The 16341-nt window shown below is 61.4% G+C and carries 17 protein-coding genes and 1 pseudogene; 6 read left to right on the top strand and 12 right to left on the bottom strand.

Annotated elements, in window-relative coordinates:
• Nucleotides 1–23 precede the first annotated feature (23 nt).
• The 6 genes from guaA to QMG72_RS15160 form a co-directional block, all read right to left on the bottom strand.
• The gene (gene guaA, locus QMG72_RS15185; RefSeq protein ID WP_226773999.1) at nt 24–1613 is read right to left on the bottom strand and encodes a glutamine-hydrolyzing GMP synthase; all 1590 of its coding nucleotides are present in this window, start codon (nt 1611–1613) and stop codon (nt 24–26) included.
• A gap of 96 nt (nt 1614–1709) precedes the next feature.
• Nucleotides 1710–2222, bottom strand: coding sequence for a DUF3817 domain-containing protein (locus QMG72_RS15180; protein WP_226774000.1), 513 nt, complete (start codon nt 2220–2222; stop codon nt 1710–1712).
• Nucleotides 2219–3082, bottom strand: coding sequence for an SURF1 family protein (locus tag QMG72_RS15175; protein ID WP_226774001.1), 864 nt, complete (start codon nt 3080–3082; stop codon nt 2219–2221). The genes QMG72_RS15180 and QMG72_RS15175 overlap by 4 nt, the downstream gene beginning before the upstream one ends.
• 125 nt (nt 3083–3207) lie before the next feature.
• Nucleotides 3208–3696 carry a PTS sugar transporter subunit IIA gene (locus QMG72_RS15170; protein ID WP_226774002.1) on the bottom strand — a complete coding sequence of 163 codons (489 nt, stop codon included), beginning with the start codon at nt 3694–3696 and terminating at the stop codon, nt 3208–3210.
• A gap of 69 nt (nt 3697–3765) precedes the next feature.
• Nucleotides 3766–5517: a glycerol-3-phosphate dehydrogenase/oxidase gene (locus QMG72_RS15165; RefSeq protein WP_226774003.1), complete on the bottom strand. Its 1752-nt coding sequence runs from the start codon at nt 5515–5517 to the stop codon at nt 3766–3768.
• Nucleotides 5518–5591: 74 nt separating this feature from the next.
• Nucleotides 5592–6728: a GuaB3 family IMP dehydrogenase-related protein gene (locus QMG72_RS15160; RefSeq protein ID WP_226774004.1), complete on the bottom strand. Its 1137-nt coding sequence runs from the start codon at nt 6726–6728 to the stop codon at nt 5592–5594.
• Between the two features lie 175 nt (nt 6729–6903).
• Between QMG72_RS15160 and QMG72_RS15155 the strand changes: the two genes are divergently transcribed.
• Nucleotides 6904–7503, top strand: coding sequence for an APC family permease (locus QMG72_RS15155; protein WP_282359699.1), 600 nt, complete (start codon nt 6904–6906; stop codon nt 7501–7503).
• A 135-nt stretch (nt 7504–7638) separates the two neighbouring features.
• A complete protein-coding gene (locus tag QMG72_RS15150; protein ID WP_282359798.1) occupies nt 7639–8016 on the top strand; it encodes an amino acid permease in 378 nt (125 codons plus the stop codon).
• Between the two features lie 354 nt (nt 8017–8370).
• On the opposite strand, the gene QMG72_RS15145 is transcribed toward QMG72_RS15150, so the two are convergent.
• The gene (locus tag QMG72_RS15145; RefSeq protein WP_282359700.1) at nt 8371–9255 is read right to left on the bottom strand and encodes a MerR family transcriptional regulator; all 885 of its coding nucleotides are present in this window, start codon (nt 9253–9255) and stop codon (nt 8371–8373) included.
• 205 nt (nt 9256–9460) lie between these two features.
• Here QMG72_RS15145 and QMG72_RS15140 point away from each other — a divergent pair, with 205 nt between their 5' ends.
• Entirely contained in the window at nt 9461–10090 is a 630-nt protein-coding gene (locus QMG72_RS15140; protein WP_282359701.1) for a small multidrug efflux protein, read from the top strand.
• Nucleotides 10091–10394: 304 nt separating this feature from the next.
• Here the strand turns inward: QMG72_RS15140 and QMG72_RS15135 are convergent, their stop codons facing one another.
• The 5 genes and pseudogenes from QMG72_RS15135 to QMG72_RS15115 all read right to left on the bottom strand — a co-directional run bounded on the left by QMG72_RS15135 (nt 10395) and on the right by QMG72_RS15115 (nt 13963).
• Nucleotides 10395–11591, bottom strand: a complete 1197-nt coding sequence (locus tag QMG72_RS15135) for an SGNH/GDSL hydrolase family protein (RefSeq protein WP_282359702.1) — start codon at nt 11589–11591, stop codon at nt 10395–10397.
• Nucleotides 11592–11623: 32 nt separating this feature from the next.
• Complete coding sequence (locus QMG72_RS15130) at nt 11624–12190, bottom strand: TetR/AcrR family transcriptional regulator (protein WP_282359703.1); 567 nt, start codon at nt 12188–12190, stop codon at nt 11624–11626.
• 205 nt (nt 12191–12395) lie between these two features.
• A pseudogene (locus QMG72_RS15125) lies at nt 12396–12521 on the bottom strand (ABC transporter ATP-binding protein); the annotation flags it as partial.
• The gene (locus QMG72_RS15120) at nt 12518–12922 is read right to left on the bottom strand and encodes a nuclear transport factor 2 family protein (RefSeq protein ID WP_282359704.1); all 405 of its coding nucleotides are present in this window, start codon (nt 12920–12922) and stop codon (nt 12518–12520) included. The pseudogene QMG72_RS15125 and the gene QMG72_RS15120, both read right to left, overlap by 4 nt.
• Before the next feature lie 381 nt (nt 12923–13303).
• A complete protein-coding gene (locus QMG72_RS15115; RefSeq protein WP_282359705.1) occupies nt 13304–13963 on the bottom strand; it encodes a hypothetical protein in 660 nt (219 codons plus the stop codon).
• Between the two features lie 111 nt (nt 13964–14074).
• Here QMG72_RS15115 and QMG72_RS15110 point away from each other — a divergent pair, with 111 nt between their 5' ends.
• The 3 genes from QMG72_RS15110 (at nt 14075) to QMG72_RS15100 (ending at nt 16070) form a co-directional block, all read left to right on the top strand.
• A complete protein-coding gene (locus QMG72_RS15110; RefSeq protein WP_282359706.1) occupies nt 14075–14320 on the top strand; it encodes a hypothetical protein in 246 nt (81 codons plus the stop codon).
• 107 nt (nt 14321–14427) lie between these two features.
• The gene (locus QMG72_RS15105) at nt 14428–15456 is read left to right on the top strand and encodes a sensor histidine kinase (RefSeq protein ID WP_282359707.1); all 1029 of its coding nucleotides are present in this window, start codon (nt 14428–14430) and stop codon (nt 15454–15456) included.
• Entirely contained in the window at nt 15453–16070 is a 618-nt protein-coding gene (locus QMG72_RS15100; RefSeq protein WP_283480956.1) for a response regulator transcription factor, read from the top strand. Before QMG72_RS15105 ends, QMG72_RS15100 begins: the two co-directional genes overlap by 4 nt.
• Nucleotides 16071–16341: the final 271 nt, after the last annotated feature.

The following is a 16341-nucleotide window of genomic DNA, read 5'->3' as shown; positions in this document are numbered from 1 at the left end:
CATTTCATCCGCCCACTACGGGACTATTCCCATTCGATGGTTCCCGGCGGCTTGCTGGTCACATCGAGCACAACGCGGTTCACGCCTTCCACCTCGTTGGTGATGCGGTTGGAGATCCTGGCCAGCAGATCGTAAGGCAGTCGCGACCAGTCCGCCGTCATGGCGTCCTCGGAGGAAACGGGACGCAGGACAATCGGGTGACCGTAGGTGCGGCCGTCTCCCATAACACCGACGCTGCGGACGTCCGCCAGCAGCACTACCGGCATCTGCCAGACCTCGTTGTCAAGGCCGGCGGCGGTCAGTTCGGCGCGCGCGATGGCGTCTGCCTTGCGCAGCAGGTCCAGCCGCTCCTTCGTCACTTCGCCGACGATCCGGATGCCAAGGCCCGGTCCCGGGAACGGCTGGCGCCCTACAATTTCCTGCGGCAGGCCAAGCTGCGCGCCGACGGCGCGGACCTCGTCCTTGAACAAGGCGCGCAGCGGCTCGACGAGTTCGAACTGCAGGTCTTCCGGCAGCCCGCCCACGTTGTGGTGGCTCTTGATGTTCGCGGCACCTTCACCGCCGCCGGACTCGACGACGTCCGGGTACAAGGTGCCCTGGACGAGAAACTTGATCTTCTCGCCGTGCGCTGCCGCCTCTGCGATGATCGCAAGCTCGGCCTCCTCGAAGGCACGGATGAATTCGCGGCCGATGATCTTGCGCTTGGTCTCCGGGTCGCTCACTCCGGCCAGGGCCGACTGGAAGCGCTCCTGCTCGTTGGCCACATAGAGTTTGACGCCAGTTGCCGCCACGAAGTCACGTTCAACCTGCTCCGCTTCGCCTTCGCGCAGCAGTCCATGGTCGACAAACACACATGTCAGCTGGTCGCCGACGGCGCGCTGGACCAGGGCAGCCGCCACCGCGGAATCAACGCCACCGGACAAACCGCAGATGACCCGGGCATCGCCGATCTGTGCACGAACCCGCTCAACCTGCTCCTCAAGGATGTTGCCGGCCGTCCAGTTCGGTTCCAGTCCGGCACCCTTGAAGAGGAAGTTCTCCAGGACCTGTTGGCCGTAGGCCGAGTGCTTGACCTCGGGGTGCCACTGCACGCCGTAGAGGCGCTTTTCCTCGTTCGCGAAAGCCGCGACGTCGGCGCCGGCCGTCGTCGCGAGGACCTCAAAGCCCGCCGGCGCCTCGTGCACGGAGTCGCCGTGGCTCATCCAGGTGCTCTGGTGCTGCGGCATGCCTTCGAGGATGGAGCGGCCTTCGCCGATGGTGGTGGTCTCGGTGGCGCCATACTCGCGGAGTCCGGTCTGGGCGACTTCGCCGCCGAGGGCGTTGGCCATGGCCTGAAAGCCGTAGCAGATCCCGAAAACCGGTACTCCGGCTTCGAAGAGGTCCGAACCAACGGTGGGGGCACCTTCGGCGTAAACGCTTGAGGGTCCGCCGGAGAGGATAATTGCGGCGGGGTTTTTGGCCAGGAGCTGCTCGGTGCTGTAGGTATGCGGAACCACTTCCGAATACACATTCGCTTCCCGGACGCGGCGGGCGATCAGCTGCGCGTACTGGGCACCGTAGTCAACAACCAGGACGGGCTTGTGGGACGTCTGGGATGCAGTGGGAATAGTCACCCTTCTAGGGTACTTTGCGGCGCCGCCCGCCCGCACATTGAGAAGCCGCCAGGACCGCGGATGGGCCGCCGGGTAAGCGAACTCACACCGCGCCGCTCAATAGCGCTGGGGGGCCTGCGGGTTCGCCGCAAGTTCAACCTCCACCTCGGCGTGGAACTTCTTCTCCACGAAGAAGGACAGGAAGGGCACCACCCCGCCGAGTGCCAGGATGATCATTTTCCCGAACGGCCAGCGCATCAGCGACCACAGTCGGAAGTTGGACATAAGGTACACAACGTACATCCAGCCGTGCACGATCAGCACCGCGACGGACAGATTTACGCCGCCGATCACCCCCGGCGGCTCCGCGTCGGCGAATCCGAAACCGAACTGCTGGCCGGTGACGGCGTTGGTCCCGCCGCCGAAGAGATATTGGCCGAACACATACCGGGCAATAAGTTCCGCGCACAGCAGGAGCAGCATGCTGCCGGTCATATACGCGAGGACCTTGTAAAACTTCAGCGCCGAGCGGATCTGGGCCTCGGTGCCGCCAAATCGGCGCTTCTTGCCGCGCCCGGTTCCCGGCACGTTGGACTGCTGCGGCTGGACGGCCGGCTGGGGCTCAATCATGATTGCACTTTCGGTTCGGTGGGGTCCGGTTCGGTGGGGTCCGGTTCGGGATGGTGCAGCGCCGCGGCGTCATACTCCGCATCGAGGGCGTCTTCAAGCCCCCGGCGGTAGTCGTCCTTGACCAGGCGCCACCAAATGAACAGCGCGAAGCCAGCGAACACCACCCACTCCGCGGCGTAGAAGAGGTTCAACCAGTTGACCTTCTCGGCAGGCGGTTGCGGCCCGATGTTCAGCGGCTTCATTTTCCCTCCGGAGGCTGCCGCGCCGACGTCGTTGCCGCCGGAACGCTCCGAACCCGCGGTGACAAAGCCGGGGTAGCTGCTCACTTCCCAGGTGTTGATGAGTTCCGCTACGGAGACGGCGCTGGCCCGGCCGGGACCGGCGTCGGTCCCGGGGACCGGAGCCTCGGATGGCAGCAGCCGTCCGGTCAGGGCAACACTGCCCGACGGCGGGGCGGACGCGTCCGCCGGGTCGGCGACCCAGCCGCGGGCGACCGGGATCCAGGTCTGGGGTGTGGCGGCGGAACCGGTCAGGACGGGGGCATCCTGGACGGCCAGGGCCGAAACGATCCAGTAGCCCTTGGCGCCGTCGTACAGCCGTCCCGGGACGAGCACCTGCTTCTGCGGATCGTACCTGCCGGTGGCGGTGACAATCTGGTCCGCGACCGAACCGGGGAAGAAATCGCCGGGCCGCAGCACCGTGGTGAGGGCTTGGGGTTCCTCGGTCGTGGCGGAGACCGTCACCTCAGCCCTGGTGGAGCGGCCGAACTGCCACTGGCTGAGCAGCACAAACACCCCTGATACGACGATCGCGAACACCAGTCCGGCGATCCAGCGGGGTTTGAGGGCAGTTTTCAGCACCCCTTAACCGTACTTCGTCGGCGTGTAGAACAGCGAAACGGGCAGCAGGGCGACCCGGCGCAGGAGCGGGGCAGCACGGTCCGTGCGTGGCGAGGGAGTCGGCGCGAAAGTCCCCGTCCCGATCTTCAGTGGTCGAAAAAGACCAGGCTGGAATTGATGAGTTCTGCGATGACTTCGGGGTCGTAGGCGCGCCGCAGCGATTCGCGGAACGATTCCTTCGACAGTGACCTGGCAAGGGTGGCCAGCACTTCCAGATGCTCCGAGAAGGAACTGGCCGGTGTCGCGATCAGCAAGACCACTGTTGCCGGCCCGTCGGCGGCGCCGAAATCGAGTGCCTTGCCGTACTTGGTGATGCCGACGGCAATGGTGGTCCGGGAGACGAACTCGCTGCGGGCATGGGGCAGGCCGACGCCGCCTGGCAGTCCGGTGGCCAGTTGGTGTTCACGGGCGTTGACGTGACGGAGGAATCCCGGGAGATCGGAAATGCGTCCGGCGGCATGCATCCGTTCCGCCAGCTGGGTTGTTGCGTCGAGCTTGTCCACGGCGTCCATCTCGAGGATCACCATTTCCGGGGTGGTGAGCTCGGCGTCGTACCGGTCCAATGGTTCCGCCAAGTGGTATCCCTTCGAAGTGGCGCGGTTCCGCCTGCAGCCCCGGTTGGGACCACAGGCGGATGCTGCCGGTCAACGCAACGGGACGATGTCCTCGATGCCCAGGCGTGCTGCGTCGGCGGATTCGTCGTCCGGCTGCTCCTGGCTAAGCCGTTCGGCGTCGACCCGGGCCAGGTAGTGCTTGATTTCGCCCTCGCGCTGCGCATCGCTCCAGCCGAGGACATCTCCCATCAGTTTAGCGACTACCGGCGCTGCTGACACACCGCGGTCCCAGGCTTCGATCGAAATCCGGGTGCGGCGGGTCAGGACGTCCTGCACATGCCGGGCCCCTTCGTGGGTGGCGGCGTAGACGGCTTCGGCGGCGAGGTAGTCGTCGGCGCCCGGCAACGGCTCGCCAAGGTCGGGGTTCTCGGTGATAAGAGCGAGCACTTCCGGGACCATGGACCCGTAGCGGTTGAGCAGGTGCTCGATCCGCGCCACGTGGACACCGGTTTCCTCGGCCATCCGGTTGCGTTTGTTCCAGGCCGCCTTGAATCCGCTGGCACCCAGCAACGGAATGGATTCCGTGCAACTGGGCGCAACGCGTTCGTCCATGCTGCGGGTTGCCTCGTCGACGGCGTCCTTGGCCATTACCCGGTAGGTGGTCCATTTACCGCCGGCCACCACAACGAGCCCCGGTACCGGATGGGCCACCACATGCTCGCGCGAAAGCTTGGCCGTGGAATCGTTTTCGCCGGCCAGGAGCGGCCTGAGTCCGGCATAGACGCCCTCAACGTCTTCACGGGTCAACGGCCGCTTCAGCACCTTGTTCACATGTTCGAGGATGTAGTCGATGTCTTTGCTGGAGGCAGCAGGGTGGGCCTTGTCCAGGTGCCAGTCGGTATCCGTGGTCCCGATGATCCAGTGCCGGCCCCAGGGGATGACAAACAGGACCGATTTTTCGGTGCGCAGGATCAGTCCCACGGTGGACTGGAAGCGGTCCCGCGGCACCACGAGATGGATGCCCTTGGAGGCGCGCACTTTAAGCTGGCCGCGGTCGGTCACCATCGCCTGGGTCTCGTCCGTCCAGACGCCCGTGGCGTTGATGACTTGCTTGGCCTTGATATTAAACGTGGAGCCGTCCTCATGGTTGACCACCTTCGCCCCGACCACCCGTTCGCCTTCCCGGACAAACGCGACGACGGACATCTGGTTCACGGCGTGGGCCCCGTAGTAGGCGGCGGTTCGGACCAGGTTGGCGCAGTACTTGGCATCGTCGACCTGTCCGTCGTAGTACCTGATGGATCCGACGAAGGCGTCATCCTTGAGGCTCGGCGCCGCCCGCAACGTTCCCCGGCGGCTCAGGTGCTTGTGGAACGGGACGCCCCGCTGCTGGCCGGTCGAGATGGACATGGCATCGTAGAGCGCAATGCCGGCCCCCACATATGGACGTTCGATGAAGGGTTTTGTCAACGGGTACAGGAAAGGTACCGGCCGGGCCAGGTGCGGGGCGAGCACCGAGAGGATGAGCCCGCGCTCGTGCAGGGCCTCTTTAACCAGGGCGAAGTCGAGCATCTCCAGGTAGCGAAGGCCGCCGTGGATCAATTTGGAGGACCGCGAAGAGGTACCCGCTGCCCAGTCGTTTGCCTCGACGATGCCAACGCTGAGGCCCCGTGTGACGGCGTCCAGGGCGGCACCGGTGCCGACGATGCCGCCGCCGACGATCAGGATGTCCAGTTCCTTGCCGGGATCCGTGGTGCCCTTGAGTACAGCGAGCGACGCTTCGCGTTCCGCGGGCCCCAGGGCACCGCCGGTCTTTGAAGAACCGCCGGGAAAACTGTTCATGTCACGCCTCCATCCGGATCAAATCTCGTAGTGCACCACACTACTTCCAACTTCACCGGATGGGCAGGGGGCTATCAGTTGCCGGCGTAAGGCGACACCACGACGTCGACGCGCTGGAATTCCTTCAGGTCCGAATAGCCGGTGGTCGCCATCGAACGGCGCAGTGCACCGATCAGGTTGGATGTTCCGTTGGTGTGGTGGCCGGGGCCGAAAAGGACCTCTTCGAGGGGTCCGACGGTGCCAACGTTGACCCTGTCACCCCGGGGAAGTTCAAGGTGGTGCGCTTCCTGGCCCCAGTGCCAGCCCTTGCCCGGGGCTTCCTCGGCGCGGGCGAGGGCGCTGCCGAGCATCACGGCGTCCGCGCCCATGGCGATAGCTTTTACGATGTCGCCGGAGGAACCCATCCCGCCGTCGGCGATCACGTGGACGTAGCGTCCGCCGGACTCATCCATGTAGTCCCGGCGGGCGGCGGCGACGTCGGAGATGGCGGAGGCCATCGGCGAGTGGATGCCGAGGGCCCGGCGGGTGGTGCTCGTGGCTCCGCCGCCGAAACCGACCAGCACCCCCGCGGCGCCGGTGCGCATCAGGTGCAGGGCCGGGGTGTAGCCAGCCGCGCCCCCGACGATTACGGGAACGTCGAGTTCGTAGATGAACTGCTTGAGGTTCAGCGGCTCGTGGTCCTTCGAAACGTGCTCGGCCGAGACCGTGGTGCCGCGGATCACAAAGATGTCGACGCCGGCCGCCACGACGGTTTTGTAGTGCTCCTGGGTCCGCTGCGGGGTGAGGGAGCCGGCAACCGTAACGCCCGCGGCGCGGATCTCCGCTAGCCGCGAGGTGATCAGCTCGGGCTGGATCGGGGCCTGGTAAAGCTCCTGCATACGCCGGGTCACGGCGGGGCTGTTCGTCTCGTCCTGGAGGGCACCGATCTGGTCCAGGACGGCTTGCGGGTCCTCGTACCGGGTCCACAGGCCTTCGAGGTCGAGGACGCCGAGCCCGCCGAGGCGGCCCAGCGCGATGACGGTTTCCGGGGACATCGCGGAATCCATCGGCGCGGCAATAACGGGCATGTCGAACTTGTAAGCGTCGATCTGCCAGGAGACGGATACGTCCTTGGGATCGCGGGTGCGTCGGTTGGGGACGATCGCAATGTCATCCAGGGAGTAGGCACGACGCCCACGCTTGCCACGGCCAATCTCAATCTCGTAAGTCACGTCCCCACTTTACTTGACCCTGCCCGTGACGGGCATTTGGCCGCGCCTGCCGGACCGGGATGGGCTCACAAGGGCACTAACCCCCTGCCGGATTCGAATTACGCGGGGCACAATGTCCAGAGGCCGGCTAGCAAGATCGCACCAACCGTGGCTGCATAAAGGAATGTGGGCTCAGATGTCCAGCAGATCCTCGCCGCCCAAGGCTGCGTTTCGTCCCGGAACCGCCGCGCGGCGTAACAAGGGCCTTGGAAAGTTAAGACTGCGCGATGCCGTGGCGATGGCAGTCGGAGGCATGATCGGCGGAGGTATCTTCAGCGTTCTCGGCGTCACCGTGGCGCTTGCCGGCCACCTGGCCGTGGGTAGTTTTCTTATCGGCGGTGGCATCGCCATTGTCACGGCGCATTCGTTCGCGGCCCTTTCGGCCCGGGCCGGACGGTCCGGCGGCCTGTTCGTATACCTGCAGGATGCCGGCTATCCGCGCGTTGGCTCATACATCTCCTGGCTGCTGATGTTCGGGTACTTGGTCGCCCTGGCAGTCTACGGATTCACCTTTGGCCACTATGCGGCAAACGTCCTGGGCCTGCCGGGGATTTTCGCCGACGGCTTCGCGGCACTGATCTTGCTGGTATTCCTGGGAATCAACCTCCGTGGTGTGGGCGCCTCGGCGCTGTCCGAAGACATTGTCGTGTTGATCAAAGTCGCGGTGCTGGCGTTGATCTCGACGGTGGGGTTCCTGCACTTCGCACCGGAGCGGCTGGCGCCGCTGGACAACTAGGGGCTAGGTGGCGTGATCGTGGCCGCGGCTTCGATCTTTGTCGCCCATGAGGGCTTCGAGCTACTCTCCTACGACTACGAGGATTTGGACCGCCCACGGTGGACACTGCCGCGGGCGCTCTGACTCTCGACCGCCATCGTCACGCTGGTGTACGTGACGGTGACGGTTGGCGCCCAGATGCTGGTCAGCGACGCAATCATCATTTCGCAGAAGAAGGTGGCATTTGCCGCGGCCGGCCAAGCCGCCCTTGGCACGGCCGGATACTGGATCGCCAGTCTCGGGGCATTGCTGGCGGCGAGCTCCGCAATCAATGCAACCCTATTTTCTACCGCACGGCAGATGCATGAAATCGCCGTCGCCCGTGAACTGCCGGCAATCTTCGCAAAGGTCCGTGGCGGACTGCCCGTTACGGCCCTCGTATTCCTGGCAGTCTTTGGTGCAGCATTTGCCATGCTGCCGGACATCACCGAACACCGGACCGCTTGGATTCCAGTCATCGTCGCAAAAATCTGAGCGTGAGGGTGTGCGATGGCCGGGCGACCGAGGGGTAGAGAGAGAGAATGTGCAGTACAAAGCCAAGGAGCGGGAGGAGTTCTTTCGGCGCCTGGATCGAGGCGGCACGATCCGTGCCGTTGCGGCCGAACTCGGGCTGAGCGTGGACGCTTGCTATTGGTGGCGTCGGGAGGCAAGCGTCTCTACTACCCGCGCTAAGAGTCGGATGTACAGCGAGATCGGGGCTTCGTGCTTCCGTGCCACGGCGACCACGTCACGACGGAACTCAGCGGGGAAAGGCTTGGGCATGTGAACATCCTTGCTGCAAGGAGTAAATCCTCACAAGTCAGGAGTCAAGCAAACCCGGGGCAGTCCCTAAATGTCGGAGCGTTCGAGCAAATGGCGGTCCACAAAAGGTGCTAACTCGTCGGCCACAGTGCCGGGGCCCGAGCTGAGTCCGAGGTCATGCGTCACGGGAATCGTCGTCACTGCGGTTGCTTGGTACATCGGCTCTTTCGCTGTTGCGGCTGTTTTGTCCTGGTTCTGTGTGGCGATGACGCTCGCGTGGGCAAGCACCTCTAGTTGCGCCTCGTTGTAAAGCTCGGTCATGGTTTCGACAAAGGTTTCCTGGGTGACTTGTGGGCTTTTGGAGAGGTGCGCTTTTTGGTCCACCAGCCAGGGGTAGTCCGCGAGGTGTTGTGCGATAAGAGGTGCGAACGTCGCCGCAAGTCGTTGTTTGGTGGCCTCATCTGCGTCGGACTGCAACGTATTGAACTCCTCGTTCGCGTCGTCTTCTCGAGGCTCGGACTCCACCATCTGTTTGAGGTCAGCCATTGCCGCCTCGTCGTAGAGCTGAGAGTAGATGAGCATGAGTGAACGTTCCGGAGCCGACAAGAGTCCGGAGATCTCTTCGAAACCTGCGGGCAGGTCTGTGGTTGTGGAGCCCTGCAGGATCGCTCGAATTTCGGCACGTGCACGTTGCAAGCGCGTGATGCTCGCGGATAGTTCCGCTTCGATTCCCAGCAGCCCTGGGTGGGTTGGTTCCCCGCCAAAACCTATGGACTCGATTTGCGCGAGTGGTACGCCAAGGTCGCGGAGCCGGCGGATCTGCAGCAAACGAACAAGATGTCGGGCCCCGTATTGCTTGTAGCCATTGGTCATCCGCGCTGGTTCCTCGAGAAGCCCTGACCGGTGATAGTGACGGATAGTGTTCACAGTCGTTCCGGCGAGTTCGGCTACCTCGCGTGTACTCCAAGGCATGTCCGTTTCCTTTCCCGTTGCTTCACCGCCGCGGGCCGACTGTGATCAGGAACCCATTCAAGACTATGTTCCGAGAACAGGGTCAAAGCAAGAAGTCAGGAATCGGTTAGCGGAGAGGTAGTGCTTGACTCTGTCGTAAGAACACAGTCTTGACTGTTGGGCAAAGGCGTCGTCTACGGGCGCCGAGACCGAACAGGGAAAAGACATGAATAATCCATATGAGTGGCTGCAAATCTTCATCGATCAAGTACCGAGTATCCTTCAACCGTTAATCGTGGCCCTGGCTGGCGCGGTCCCTTATATTGAGGGAGAAGGAGCAGCAGCTTTCGGCATCATTGCGGGTATTAACCCGATCATTGCCGCTATAGCTGGTGCAACAGGCAACATTTTGTGCGTCATCGCTATCGTTCTATTGGGTTCTAATGTCCGCGAACGCGTTGTTGTGCATCGTGCATCGCGCACGGTATCAGCCCAAGAAACGGGGACTTTTACTCCGACTCCCCATGGAGCCCCCGATGAAAACAAATCATCGTCCACGGCGCCCAACACCTCTTCCGTTGACGTGATCGACTATCCCGCCGGTGATGGCGATAGTAAGCCAGCTCGGGGAGCGAAGGGCCAGGTGAAGCTACGTCGCTGGCTGGTGAAGTTCGGGGTCCCCGGCGCAAGCCTACTTGCCCCGTTGGCACTGCCAACGATGCTTACCGCAGCATTTTTCGTCGGTATGGGCATCCCAAAGAAGCGCGTTATTTTCTGGCAGGTCATCGCAATTTTCCTCTGGACGAGCGCTGTGGCAATAGCGGCAACCAGCGTCCTGGCAGGGCTTGGATGGTGAGAATCCACCGGTGCGTCACTGTACCTCGGGTCTTCGGAAACGCGCCTCAGATCCGCTGTCAGCAGCACTAGCGTTGTGTGGACTCTCGACAGACGGGGGCGAACAGGAAGGGATCCTCATCGGTGGCAGCCGCCTGCAGATTCGAGAGTCCATCAACCATCCGCCCCCAAGTAAGCCCGTTTCACGGGATGACAGTGGACTTCATCGTCGAGTCGGTGGCCGGTGACGGCACGTGTCTGGGGTTCTTTTGACCAGTTGTCGTTGGTGCCATGGAATGCTGTGGGGGTGTGGGGTTGGATGGTTGTTAATGTCGTGGTTTTTGGCGCGTCGGGGTGCCAAAGGGCTGGTTGTTCTCAAACGCCATTTGTGTGAAGCGTTCGCTGATCAATCGATGTGCTGCGGGGCTCGGGTGCAGGGCATCGGGTAGGGGGAATTCCTGGGCGTCAGTGCTCCCGAAGAGTTCGAGTCCGTCGAGGTAAAAAAGGTGGGGGTCCTGTTTTTGTCGTTGCTCGACGATAGTACTTAGTGACTCGCGGATGGTGGTGAGGGTTAGCTTGCCTGCGGCTCGTTCTGCTGGGGCGCCGGCGGCCCGAAATGTGATGGTTCCCTCTGCCAGAGCATCCATGTCGAAGGCTCCCGGGCCTGGGGTGTCTTCATGGATGGCGCAATAGATCGGTGAAATGACCAGAAGGGGAGTGTCGGGGTGACCCTCGCGAATGGTGTCGAGGAAACCGTGAACTGCGGGCCCGAATGCTCGCAGCCGCATCAGGTCGTTATTGACAAGGTTGATCCCTATCTTGACGCTGATGAGGTCTGCGTCTGTCTCACGCATCGTTCTGGCCATGAAGGGGTCCAGAAGGGCGCTACCGCCAAAACCGAGGTTGATCAGCTCGACATCACTGAGGCGTGCCGCTCTTACTGGCCAAATTTCACTCGGGCGCGTGGCGTTCGAGCCTTGGCTTATGGAACTACCGTGATGAAGCCATACCGGCCGATGCCGTACGCTCCCTGGTTCGAGAGGGGCATCAGTGCGTAACTGAAGGATCTCAAGATTCTCGTTGTGGGGAAGCCAAATTTCTATAACTTTCGCGTGCCCGGGGAGCTCGGCGAACCGGACGGTGAGCATCGGATCCGTTATCTGCGCAGTTGCCCCAGTGGCCATGTCGATGGTGGAAGTAGTGCCCCCCGATGTGGTGATATGCGCGGTGAGGTTGCCATCAATCATGAGCTCGATGATCCCGTCTGGACGCTGCGGGAAGCCGGCATAGGTCGTCCGTGTCCGGTGGACATCGAGTTCGATTGCTGTGGCACAGGATCGAAAGACCAGGCGTACTCCAGAGGGCTGGGATTCGACCATTCTTAGCTGAGGATCAGTACTTTGTGCACGCGCCCATGAGGGCAGCCGGTGGAACAAGGTGCCCCGTTCGGTGTGCTCAAGTTCTAGCGCGCCGCGGACAATATCCGCAGTGATAGGGGTGATGATCCAGGATTGAGACGACAACCGGTGTCCTTCCGTGGGCAGTGGAGTGGAATTCATTGGCCAGGCCAATGACTAAAAGTGGCGTCGAGAGTTTCGAGGATGCGGTACCAGCTCTCCTCAGCGTCTGGAGCGCTGTGATCGAAACTCCCCGACATTTCCAAAGCGATAAAGCCTCGGATCGTGCTCCCGAACAATCGCACGGCGTGGACCTGGTTGATTTCGGTGAGCCGATATTCGCGCATAATTGCCCCCAGGAACCGGGCATGACGCCATCCAGCGCTTTTCTTTGCGCTCTCTTGGTCGAGTCTCAACTCAGTGGCAGCGAAACGCCCGGGATGGTCCCGGGCGTAATCGCGGAAGGAATCGGCAAGGGCCATGAGAGCGTCCTTGCCAGCGCGACCAGCAATGGCATCAGACGCGCGATCTGCGAGTTCTTCCAAAGCCAGAAGTGCGACACCGGTCTTTAGGTCCGCGGTACTCAGGACGTGAGAATACAAACTTGCTGGCTTCACGTCAAAGTGACGAGCAAGTGCAGCAACAGTCACGCCCTGAAGACCAATCTGATCAGCGAGCTCGGCACCAGCTAAAGCTAAACCCGCTTTGGTTACCCCCCTGCGCACGGCAACAACCTTCCATCAGTGACCCGACAACACGGAATCTATGCATACTAGGAAAAAACCTACACATCGTAGGTTACCCGACAACAGTAACCCCATTTGCACTGTATCCGCGCTGACGCTCTCGTTGGAGTTCGAGCGCCCCGAATCCGTTGAGACATGGGGGCGTTCGAACTCAGACTGCGAGCCAACGTTCTGGAAGGATATCTGTCCGATTCGTAGCGCCGTTGGGCCCAAGGAAGCCGGTCACCAGGCCCGGACGCGTAGTGAAGTTCATACCGTCTACGGCAGTCTTATCGCCAAAACGTTTGGTGAGAGAGTGTGGTTCGATCAAGTGAGGAGCTCGGAATCGTTGTCAGAAGGCCTGATTGGATCTTCGGTTACAGGGTCGAGATAGAAACGCGCCCAGTACACAAGGCCAGAAGCATCGGTTCGCCAGATGACGGGGCCGACGATCCCCGCGGAAATACCATCGGCCGCAGTGCCTGTCATTTCCCATTCCGACCACACTTCGTCGCCGTTCACCGCATGACGCAGAACTCGTGCCTTAAGGTCCGGGAATCGGGTGAGCATCGCCGTCCAGTTGCTCAGCACAATCACGCGCCCCTCAAAATTCGTCGATGGATGATGAGGGGTCTCTGAAACATAGCCGGCGGAGAAACATGCGGCGATGCTCTCGGCGTCATGGGAGTTGATCGCATTCTCGAGCCTGGTCAACGCTTCTAGGTCCGTCATTTTCGCCATCTTTCAGTGGGTTGATTTCGTTGCCAGTCGCACGCGTGGAGCATCGCGGTGTCAATCGCCATTGATCGAACGCATGCCGGTAGGAGCAATAGACAGCGGATCGGTGAAGTTAGGGTCGTGCCGGCCCCCCTAAGTCCGAGCGGAGCCCACTGCTCGAACGTTTGCTCTTCCAGCGGCAAAGACTTCGCAGGGACGACCAGGGAACCGGGCCGGTCAGCATCTCCCAGAAGGAAGTCCAGAACGGGGCGATCCACGGTGCGAGCGGGTCTAGCTCACTTTGCAGGACGATCGTCTCAGGAAAGGCTCCGATAGCTTCGGGCATCTCAACGTCTGTCGGCCAGAAGGCACGCTCCGGCGGGGCATCAAGGGGAGCTACAGCAGTAGTTGTTGGAGCGGGTAGACGAAGTACCGGATCGAGTACGCCTCCCACACGGCACCGATGATGAGCAGCACTAGTGCGGGGAGCGCCAGAAGACCGATCTGCTTCAAGCCCTGTAGATAGCCCTTGCGACGGCTCTGCGCCGCGTTTCTGCGCGGAAACATCCAGCTTCTTCCGATGAGGTAAGCGCCGAGGGCAAAGAGCACATAGGCCTGGAGTTCGATGACGAAGGTCAGAGAATGAGGAATGAGCGAGACCCATCCCTCCGGGGTCGACGGCGCGAGTGTGATACCTACCTGGACTGCCCAGTACGCGAAGAGTGCGAGTCCAGCAAACGGCACGATGAGCGACGGAAGCACGATGGTCAGCAGGCTGAGCCGGAAGACGTTTACGCCAAGAATTATCAGTGCAAAAAGCGGCGGGGTGTTGAGTAGCCCACGCACGATTTCGGCAGTGCCGTCTTGTTCCAACGACGTCACCTGCACCGCACTGAGTGCAGGAAAGGCTAGTCCGATCAAGAAACCGATGATTGCCAGTCCGTAACTGGCAAGGTTGAGTACGAGGTAGGCGCGCTTGTTTTCGCGGATGATTGTAAAGGGGCGCCGCCAGAGCGGTGACGGTGCATGGACCTGGATGGTGGCTATAGGTGTCATGTAACCCATCACATCTTAGGTTTCGATGCGCTTGCAGTGGCGAGGCGTCATCACATTGATGTGACGCGGCGTCACTACCGTCGACGCCGCGTGCACGGGATCGTGGAGTCCATGAAAATCTTCGATCTTGCGCTGAGTGCGGTCATTGTCTTCGGCGCGACCGTCTTCCTTGCTTACATTGGCTACTTCTATTTTGATTTTGGCCTCTTCATGACACTTCCAGCGAATATCGTGGAAGGATTCATTCAGAACTCTGCGTTGCAGTATGTCGCTCTTGGGCTCGGCATCGTGGCGATGATCGCAAAACGCCCGGTCGGTCGTGCGATCAAGCAGCAGGAAGCCGAGAATCGGAGCTAACCATCGACGATCACGCGAAGGATGAGGCTCCAAGCATCACACGGATGCGCAGGGTGGCGATGGTTAGCGCTGTAGTGGCGATTGCGCCTCTTAGCATTGTCGGGATCGTGTTCACTGCAACATCTTGGTCGGAAGCTCTGCTCGTCGCCGTAGGATTCCTCGTCACTCTTGCTCTGCTGCGCAAGTGGAGTTTGGATGGGTACCCGCGCCAGGCAATCCTTGCGCTCATGTTCACCACAGCGTCGTGGATTATTGGTTCACTGACCGCATCGAGCCCGATCGGTTTTGTACCAGTGGCGCTTATCGGTGCGCTCCTGCTTGCGCGGACACGAAGATGGCGGTTGTGGATCTTCGCGTTCGCGTTGTCGGTCACCGCGGTGGGGGCGAGCTCATTTGTTTTCCACCCAGCCAGTTGGGTGCTCGCGGCCCAGTATCTTGTGCTTCCAGCTGTCGGCACGCTCTTTATCGTCGCGGTGATTTTGCTCAGTGAACAGGCCTGGAAGGTGGTGCGGCGACTCGAACGCGCTCAGGAGACCGAGGCTGAGCTTGCGGCCGCCCGCGAGCGAATGCGCTTCGCCGGGGACCTTCACGACATTCAGGGCCATTCGCTTCATGTCATCAAGTTGAAAGCCGCCTTGGGCCGACGCGTGGTGCACACAGATCCCGACCGAGCCGATGTGGAATTCAGCGAGATCCGTCGCCTCGTCGACGAGACCATTGCGGAGACGAGAGCGCTGACATATGCGCGCTACAAGCTAAATTTGTTGGCTGAGCTCGAGAACACGAAGAGTCTCGTCGAGGCAGCTGGCGTGGTGGTCGAGGTGAGATTCGACAACGCGGGCGGGGATGCCGCGGATCCTCTCTTAGCACAGGTTCTGCGGGAAGCTACTACTAACCTGCTCCGCCATGCGCGTCCAACCCTCGTCACGATCAGTGCCTCGCCGAAATCTGTCGAAGTCATCAACGACGGCGCAGCCGATGCGGGTGGCTCTACCCTGAGGGGTCTTGCTCGGCTACGGGATCGAGTGGAGGGCGCGGGTGGCGCGCTGTGGATCGAACAATCGGCAGATAAGTTTATCGTTTCCGCTCGGATTGATCCCGAACGCAAAACTACGGGGATCGAGGACATACGATGAAAAAGGCGGGTCCGATTAGGATCATTCTGGCCGATGACGAGCATTTGTTGCGGACGGCACTTTCGGCGGTCCTTACTCTTGACGGGACGATCAGTGTCGTGGCGCAGGCGGAGAACGGTCGCGAGGCCGTGACGGCGACGCTTGAGCACCTTCCAGATGTACTCGTCATCGACCTGGAGATGCCTGAGATGGACGGCTTGGATGCAGTCGAATCGATTATGTCCAAGAATGCCGGACAGCGCGTACTGATGCTCACCCGGCATGCTCGGCAGGGCGTCCTCCGGCGAGCACTCAAGCTCGGGGTGCTGGGTTTTATGAGTAAGAGTTCTGACCCGGAAGAGATCGCCGAAGTGATCCGCAAAGTCAATAACGGCGATCGCTGGATAGCACACGATGTTTTTGAGGCCTCGGTTGTCGATGACTCACCCCTGACAGCGCGCGAAGCTGATGTTTTACGGGAGACACGCGAGGGGTACTCGGTCAAGGACATCGCTCGGCGACTGCACCTTGCATCTGGCACTGTTCGAAATTACCTCTCGGACGCCACTCAGAAAACCGCGACACCGACCCGGCACGACGCAGCGAGGGTAGCCCGGGACCGCGGTTGGCTGTGACTTGTCGTTCTGAACTGAAACAACACGGACCCCGCGCCTTCGACGGAGGCCGCGTTAGAGATCACCTCGGCGACGCTCACTAACGCTGCATTCGTAACGTATTTCGAAGCTATGGACGATTGCGCTGCAATCGCTGACCAAAACTGTTAGCGGCCATGAAAAACTGCCCATAGGCGGCCACGGAACTGCCCACTGACGGCCATGAAAAGTGCCCGTTGGTGGCCATGAGATCTGCCCACTTCCTTACTGAACCCTGCTGCTTAAGCGGCGG

It is taken from the genome of Pseudarthrobacter sp. PH31-O2 (genome assembly GCF_030063265.1).
Taxonomy (GTDB): Bacteria; Actinomycetota; Actinomycetes; order Actinomycetales; family Micrococcaceae; genus Arthrobacter.
The sequence above is the reverse complement of the archived record's forward strand: the minus strand, read 5'-3'. Positions and strand labels throughout refer to the sequence as shown.